The organism is Intestinimonas sp. (assembly GCF_026169115.1).
Taxonomy (GTDB): domain Bacteria; phylum Bacillota; class Clostridia; order Oscillospirales; family Oscillospiraceae; genus Intestinimonas.
Genome location: NZ_JAPFEA010000154.1, coordinates 25286 through 31752, shown reverse-complemented (window position 1 = coordinate 31752; position 6467 = coordinate 25286). Strand labels below are relative to the sequence as shown.

Sequence of the window (6467 nt, the reverse complement as noted above, 5' to 3'; positions counted from 1 at the left end):
GTCCGGCCCTGTCCCACGCCGATGTGGGTGGTGGTGGCCGCCAGGGCGGGCAGACCCCGCCCCGCCCGCTGGGCGGTCAGGCGGAGCATGAGGGTGCTCTTTCCGCCGCCCCCCACCAGGCAGGTCCAGCCCGCCGCCGGCAGGGCCAGCGCCTCCAGGAGCTCCATGCCATCCCCTCCGTTATTTTTATTTGAGAACAGAATAACAGATTGCATCCGGGAAGTCAAACCGGTATAATGCAAGTAAATAAAACAGGAAAGGCGGTTTTGACCATGTATGGACCGACATTGGAGCTTCGTTTGTCTCTCAGGCTCTTCTTCTGCGGCGAGAAGTGCTTCGGCCCCGGCCCGGCCGCCCTGCTGGAGGCCACCGACCGCCTGGGGTCCCTCCGGGCTGCGGCGGCAGAGGCCGATATGGCCTATTCCAAGGCGTGGACCAGCCTGCGCGCCTGCGAACAGGCCCTGGGCCTGCCCCTTCTGGAACGGGAGGCCGGCGGCCGCCGGGGGGGCGGCTCCCGGCTCACCCGGGAGGGACGGGAGCTGCTGACGGCCTACCGCACCCTGGAACAGCGGATGGCCGAGGAGGGAGATCGGCTGCTCCGGGAGCTCTTCCCCCAGCTGACCCTGGAGGACTGACCGCGGCCCGCTCACTGGTCGGGCCCTTCCGGCGGCGGAGCCCTCCGGCTCCGCCGCCCCCGGTCCCCGGGGCGGACCTTCTCCCATTCCGTCGAAAAAATCTGAAAAAAACTGTTGACAATTTTCCTCCCCTATGATAGTATACTCCTTGCGTTGAGCAATACAAAACGCCAAACCACTTGCGCGAGTGGTGGAATTGGTAGACTCGCTGGCTTCAGGTGCCAGTGCTCGCAAGGGCGTGCGGGTTCGACTCCCGCCTCGCGCACCACATGACCGCAAAGCAAAAGCTTTGCGGTCATGTTTTTTATGCCTGCGGCAAAAAAGCCGTCATCCGCCCGACCTGACTGCCCTTTCCACATAGCCGCAGAGCGAAGACTCTGCGGCTATGTTTTTTATGCAGACAGACGCACGGGAGCCGCAGGCGGGGCGGCGCACTCCCGGCTCCGCAGGTCGAAAAAGCAGGTCCTTCCCCCGTCATAGGATGGGACAAGGGCGCATATACATGCTTCCAGGAACCAAGGAGAGGTGGAATGCAGTCTATGCGGACATCCTGGAACGAAAATCACGCCGTCCTGCGGGGAACGGCGGCGGCGGAACCCGTCTTTTCCCACACCAACCACGGAGTGGACTTTTTTCTCTTTCCCCTCACGGTCCCCCGGCTCTCGGGGGCGGAGGACCGGATCAATGTGGTGGCCCCCGCCCCGCTGCTGGAGGGCTCCCCTCTGTCCCCCGGCGGCTGGGTGGAGGTAACGGGGGAGGTGCGCACCTTCAACAACCGCACCGGCCCCGGCAGCCGGCTGGTCATCACCCTGCTGGCCCGGACTCTGGCCGAGACGGAGGAGCCCCCCTGCAATCAGCTCACCCTGACCGGGGTGCTGTGCAAGCCTCCCATCCTCCGGCGCACGCCCCTGGGCCGGGAGATCTGCGACCTGATGCTGGCGGTGAACCGGCGGTATGGCCGGGCGGACTACCTGCCCTGCATCGCCTGGGGCGCCCTGGCCCAGCGGTGCGCCGGTCTGACCGTGGGGGACGGCGTGGCGCTGGAGGGCCGGCTCCAGAGCCGGATCTACCAGAAGGTGATCGATGGCGTGACCCAGGAGCGCACCGCCTTCGAGGTGTCGGTGACCACCCTGTCAACCCCAGCGCCGGAGGCCGTCTCCGGTTAAAAAGGGAGGGACGCGGGCGCGTCCCTCCCTTTTTTGAACGATCTCCCTTCACTGTCCGGCGTACCGGGCCAGGAATTGCCGGGTCCGCTCCTCCCGGGGGTGCTCGATGACCGCCCGAGCGGGCCCCTGCTCCACGATAACGCCGCTGTCCATGAAGATGACTTGGTCGGCCACGTCCCGGGCAAAGGCCATTTCGTGGGTGACGATGACCATAGTGGTCTTCTGCTCGGCCAGTCCCCGGATGACCCGCAGCACCTCCCCGGTGAGCTCCGGGTCCAAGGCGGAGGTGGGCTCGTCAAAGCAGAGGATATCGGGGCGCATGGCCAGGGCCCGGGCGATGGCCACCCGCTGCTGCTGTCCGCCGGAGAGCTGATGGGGATAGTGGCCCGCCCGCTCGGAGAGTCCCATCTGGTCCAGCAGAGAGAGCCCCTCAGCCCGGATCTCCTCCAGAATGACCTTTTTATTGGCCTTGAAGTCGGGCCGCTCCTGGCTCAAAAGCTCCTTGGCCAGGGTAACGTTCTGGAGGGCGGTGTACTGGGGAAAGAGATGGAAGGACTGGAAGACCATGCCGAAGTGGAGCCGTTTTTTCCGCACCTCGCTCTCCCGCTGGGTGGCCGGGTCGGCAGCGTCAAAGAGCTTCTCCCCGTTGACCAGGATCCGCCCCCGGTCCGGGGTCTCCAAAAAGTTGAGGCACCGGAGCAGTGTGGTCTTTCCCGAGCCGGAGGAGCCGATGATGGCCAGGGCCTGCCCCTCCTCCAGGGAGAAGCTGATGTCCTCCAGCACCTTGGTGGCTCCAAAGTGTTTTTCGATGTTCTGTACGTCCAGGATCACCATATGTCCCTCCCTTTAACGGAAAAATTCCAGCTTCTTTTCCAGCCGGCCCAGCAGGACGGTCACCACGCCGCTGAAGACCAGGTAGTAGACCGCGGTGAAAAAGAGCGGCCACACCAGGCCGGAATAGCCCTGGTTCCCCTTCATAAAGGACTCCCCCATCCAGATGACCTCCTGGAGGGCGATGACCCGGGCCAGAGAGGTATCCTTCACCAGGGTGATGATCTCGTTGGACATGGGGGGCACGATGCGCTTGACCATCTGGAGGAGGGTGACCTTGAAGAAGATCTGGGACTTCGTCATCCCCAGCACCAGCCCTGCCTCCTGCTGCCCCACCGGCACCCCCTGGATGCCGCCCCGGTAGATCTCGGAAAAGTAGCAGGCGTAGTTGAAGACGAAGGCCACGCACACCGCCGTCATCCGCCCGGTCTCGCCGCTGGGCCAGGTAAAGAGGTCCTTCATACCCGGCACATAGAAAAGGGCGATGATCTGGAGCACCAGAGGCGTGCCCCGGATGACCCATACGACGGTCCGGGTGAGCCAGCGCAGGGGGGCAAACCGGCTCATGGAGCCGAAGGAGATGACCAGCCCCAGGGGGATGGCGCCCACAAGGGTGATAAAAAAGAGCTGTAAGGTTTTCAGAAAGCCGCTGTTGAGCGCGGCAGCCACCGTCTGGAATTCTTGGGAGGTGAAGAACATAGGATCGTCCTCTCTGTGGGTGTTCAAAGGCAGAGGGCGCGCAGCGCCCTCTGCCTCGCTTCATGGGGTTACTCCAGGATCACGGCGTCCTGGAGACCATAGGTGGCGGCTGTCGTCTCCACGGTTCCGTCGGCCACAGCGGCGGCCCAGAACTCATTGAAGGCGTCCACCAGGTCAGAGCCCTTGCGGAAGCCCACGCCGTACTCCTCAGAGCCTAGGCCCTGGGTGTCGTTGAGGTTGAGGCTGTACGTCAGGTCGGCATAGCTGGTGCCTTCGCCGGTCATGTCGGCGGCCATGAGCACATCGATGACGGCGGCGTCAGAGGTGCCGGCGGAGACCTCCATGAGGGTGTTGGCCTGGGACTGGACGGGCACGGTGGCGGCCCCCAGGGCCTCGGCGGCATCCTCGCCGGCGGAGCCGGACTCCACGGCCACGTTCAGGCCCTCCAGAGAGGTAAGTCCCTCGAAGTCAGCGGCCTTGTCGGCAGGATAGATCAAGGTTTGGTAGTTGGTGCAGTAGGGCACTGAGGTGCTCATGGCGGCCATGACCTCATCGTTGAGGGTCATGCCGTTCCACACCGCGTCGATGGTCTTGGAGTCCAGCTCCATCACCTTGTAGTCCCAGGTGATCTCCTGGAATTCCACCGCCACGCCCAGGTGCTCGGCAAAGGCTTTGGCCATGTCGGCGTCAAAGCCGATCCACTCGTCGCTGCCCTCGGCCTTGTAGTCCATGGGGGAGAAGTTGGTGATGCCCACCACCAGGGTCCCCTTATCCTGGACATAGGCCAGGTCGCTGTACTCGGTCTCCACAGGGGCGGTGCCCGCAGGCGGGGTGCTCTCAGGGGCGGGGGTGGCGGCGCCGCCACCGGCGCAGGCGGCCAGGGAGAAGCACACAGACAGGGCCAGCACGGACGCGGCCAGACGTTTCTTCTTCATGGTTTCAGATCCTCCGTTTCTGTATTTGCAGCTTTTTTCTCTTTGTTTGTTGCTTTAACATATTACCACGATAAATCGCCGATGTAAAGAGAAAAGTGTGCTCCTTGCTGGACAGTGGTCTTGCCTAGTTTTTCACCCCATTCTTTGTGCAAAATGTCAAAGATGCCCGCCTGAGATACAGAAAATTTACGATTTTGTGGTAGGACCAATGCTTTTTCGATTGACAATACGCCCGTCCCGGTATATGATATTTTACGGGAAAATGGCTTTGGACAAGTGTGCCCATTTCCGGGTGCAGACTTGAAAAACGCCATGGGACGGGCCCTGTGCCGGTTCCAAAAAACGTAATAGGAGGAAACAGAAATGAACATGCTTGTTTGCGTCAAGCAGGTGCCGGATACGACAGAGATCAAGATCGATCCGGTGAAGAACACCTTGATCCGCGAAGGCGTTCCCAGCATCGTCAACCCCTTTGACGGCTATGCACTGGAGGCCGCTGCCCGGATCAAGGACAAGGACCCCAGCGCCAAGATCGTGGTGCTCTCCATGGGCCCCGAGCAGGCTAAGGCCGCTCTGAAGGAGTGCCTGGCCATCGCCGCCGACAAGGCTTACCTGGTGTCTGACCGCGCCTTCGGCGGTTCCGACACCCTGGCCACCAGCTACATCATCAGCGAGACCATCAAGAAGGTGGAGGAGCTGGAGGGTAAGTTCGACGTGATCTTCTGCGGCAAGCAGGCCATCGACGGCGACACCGCCCAGGTCGGCCCCGAGATCGCTGAGCACTTGAACTATCCCCAGGTGACCTACGGCCTGGAGGCCGAGGTGGACGGCGACGTCATCAAGGTGAAGAAGGAAGTCGAGGAGGGCGTGGAGGTTATCGCCGCCAAGATGCCCGCCGTGGTGACCTTCACCAAGCCCGCCTGGGATCCCCGCTACCCCACCATCAAGCGTAAGATGGCCGCCAACCGCGCCGAGATCCCCACCCTGACCGCGGCGGATCTGCCCACCATCGACCTGACTCACGCCGGTCTGAAGGGCTCTCCCACCAAGGTGAAGAAGACCTTCGTGCCCCAGAAGAAGACCGGCGGCGTGAAGATCAAGGAAGAGACCGCTGAGGACTCCGCGAAGAAGCTGTTCCAGCTGCTGAGCGATGCCAGCATTATCTAAGGGAGGGGACGATCACAATGGAAGCTAAGACCAAGGATCTTTGGGTATTTGTAGAGACCAATGAGGACGGCACCGCCAAGAACGTCGGCATTGAGCTGCTGACTCCTGGCAAGATGATGGCCGGCAAGCAGGGCGGCGCCCTGGTGGCCGTGGTCATCGGCAGCAACGTGGACGCCGCTGTGAAGGCCGCCAGTGAGCACGGCGCCGACAAGGTGATCGTTGTGGACGGCCCCGAGTACGCCCACTACACCACCGATGCTTACACCATCGCCCTGTGCACCCTGGTGGAGAAGTACGGCCCCACCAGCATGCTCATCGGCGCCACCAACAATGGCCGTGACCTGGGCCCCCGCGTGTCCTGCCGTCTGCACACCGGCCTGACCGCCGACTGCACCGCTCTGGATGTCGACGAGGAGAGCGGCAACGTGGCCTGGACCCGTCCCGCCTTCGGCGGCAACCTGATGGCCACCATCCTCTGCCCCGATCACCGGCCCCAGATCGGCACCGTCCGTCCCGGCGTGTTCAAGAAGTCTGATGCCGGCGAGGCCAAGGCCGAGATCATCAAGGAAGACATCCATGTGGACGCCGCTGACATCCGCACCCAGGTGCTGGAGCTCATCAAAGAGGCCGACGGCGAGAACGTGGACCTGGAGGGCGCTGAGATCATCGTCTCCGGCGGCCGCGGCGTGGGCGGCCCCGAGGGCTTTGAGCCTGTGAAGGCCCTGGCCGACGCTCTGGGCGCCACCGTGGGCGCTTCCCGTGCCGCCGTTGACGCCGGCTGGATTGCCCATGCCCATCAGGTGGGCCAGACCGGCAAGACCGTCGGTCCCAAGCTCTACATCGCCTGCGGCATCTCCGGCGCCATCCAGCACGTGGCCGGCATGAGCGGCTCCGACTGCATCGTCGCCATCAACAAGGACCCCGAGGCCCCCATCTTCGACATCGCCGACTACGGCGTGGTGGGCAACCTCTTTGAGGTCCTCCCTGTTCTCACTGAAGAGGTCAAGAAGGCCCGGGCCTGATCCGCCTGCGTC

At 63.2% G+C, this 6467-nt stretch carries 7 protein-coding genes, 1 tRNA gene and 1 pseudogene; 5 read left to right on the top strand and 4 right to left on the bottom strand.

Features of this window, described 5'->3' with window-relative positions:
* Positions 1–167: pseudogene (locus Q0Y09_RS13060) on the bottom strand (hypothetical protein); the annotation flags it as partial.
* Positions 168–272: 105 nt separating this feature from the next.
* Here Q0Y09_RS13060 and Q0Y09_RS13055 point away from each other — a divergent pair.
* From Q0Y09_RS13055 to Q0Y09_RS13045, 3 genes are all read left to right on the top strand, one after another.
* Positions 273–635: a LysR family transcriptional regulator gene (locus tag Q0Y09_RS13055; RefSeq protein WP_297722613.1), complete on the top strand. Its 363-nt coding sequence runs from the start codon at positions 273–275 to the stop codon at positions 633–635.
* Between the two features lie 181 nt (positions 636–816).
* Positions 817–903, top strand: a tRNA-Leu gene (locus tag Q0Y09_RS13050).
* A gap of 271 nt (positions 904–1174) precedes the next feature.
* On the top strand, positions 1175–1801 hold the full coding sequence (locus tag Q0Y09_RS13045; protein WP_297722610.1) for a single-stranded DNA-binding protein: 627 nt from the start codon (positions 1175–1177) through the stop codon (positions 1799–1801).
* A gap of 48 nt (positions 1802–1849) precedes the next feature.
* Here Q0Y09_RS13045 and Q0Y09_RS13040 read toward each other — a convergent pair whose 3' ends face one another.
* From Q0Y09_RS13040 to Q0Y09_RS13030, 3 genes are all read right to left on the bottom strand, one after another.
* Positions 1850–2635: an amino acid ABC transporter ATP-binding protein gene (locus Q0Y09_RS13040; protein WP_297722606.1), complete on the bottom strand. Its 786-nt coding sequence runs from the start codon at positions 2633–2635 to the stop codon at positions 1850–1852.
* 12 nt (positions 2636–2647) lie between these two features.
* Positions 2648–3331 carry an amino acid ABC transporter permease gene (locus tag Q0Y09_RS13035; protein ID WP_297722623.1) on the bottom strand — a complete coding sequence of 228 codons (684 nt, stop codon included), beginning with the start codon at positions 3329–3331 and terminating at the stop codon, positions 2648–2650.
* A 68-nt stretch (positions 3332–3399) separates the two neighbouring features.
* Positions 3400–4266 carry a transporter substrate-binding domain-containing protein gene (locus tag Q0Y09_RS13030; protein WP_297722604.1) on the bottom strand — a complete coding sequence of 289 codons (867 nt, stop codon included), beginning with the start codon at positions 4264–4266 and terminating at the stop codon, positions 3400–3402.
* A gap of 363 nt (positions 4267–4629) precedes the next feature.
* On the opposite strand from Q0Y09_RS13030, the gene Q0Y09_RS13025 reads away from it, so the two are divergent.
* Entirely contained in the window at positions 4630–5433 is an 804-nt protein-coding gene (locus tag Q0Y09_RS13025; RefSeq protein ID WP_297722601.1) for an electron transfer flavoprotein subunit beta/FixA family protein, read from the top strand.
* A 17-nt stretch (positions 5434–5450) separates the two neighbouring features.
* Complete coding sequence (locus tag Q0Y09_RS13020) at positions 5451–6455, top strand: electron transfer flavoprotein subunit alpha/FixB family protein (RefSeq protein ID WP_297722598.1); 1005 nt, start codon at positions 5451–5453, stop codon at positions 6453–6455.
* Positions 6456–6467: the final 12 nt, after the last annotated feature.

Coding starts and splice junctions, on each gene's coding strand:
- Q0Y09_RS13055 (WP_297722613.1), top strand. CDS start 273: ATGTATGGACCGACATTGGAGCTTCGTTTGTCTCTCAGGCTCTTCTTC.
- Q0Y09_RS13045 (WP_297722610.1), top strand. CDS start 1,175: ATGCGGACATCCTGGAACGAAAATCACGCCGTCCTGCGGGGAACGGCG.
- Q0Y09_RS13040 (WP_297722606.1), bottom strand. CDS start 2,635: ATGGTGATCCTGGACGTACAGAACATCGAAAAACACTTTGGAGCCACC.
- Q0Y09_RS13035 (WP_297722623.1), bottom strand. CDS start 3,331: ATGTTCTTCACCTCCCAAGAATTCCAGACGGTGGCTGCCGCGCTCAAC.
- Q0Y09_RS13030 (WP_297722604.1), bottom strand. CDS start 4,266: ATGAAGAAGAAACGTCTGGCCGCGTCCGTGCTGGCCCTGTCTGTGTGC.
- Q0Y09_RS13025 (WP_297722601.1), top strand. CDS start 4,630: ATGAACATGCTTGTTTGCGTCAAGCAGGTGCCGGATACGACAGAGATC.
- Q0Y09_RS13020 (WP_297722598.1), top strand. CDS start 5,451: ATGGAAGCTAAGACCAAGGATCTTTGGGTATTTGTAGAGACCAATGAG.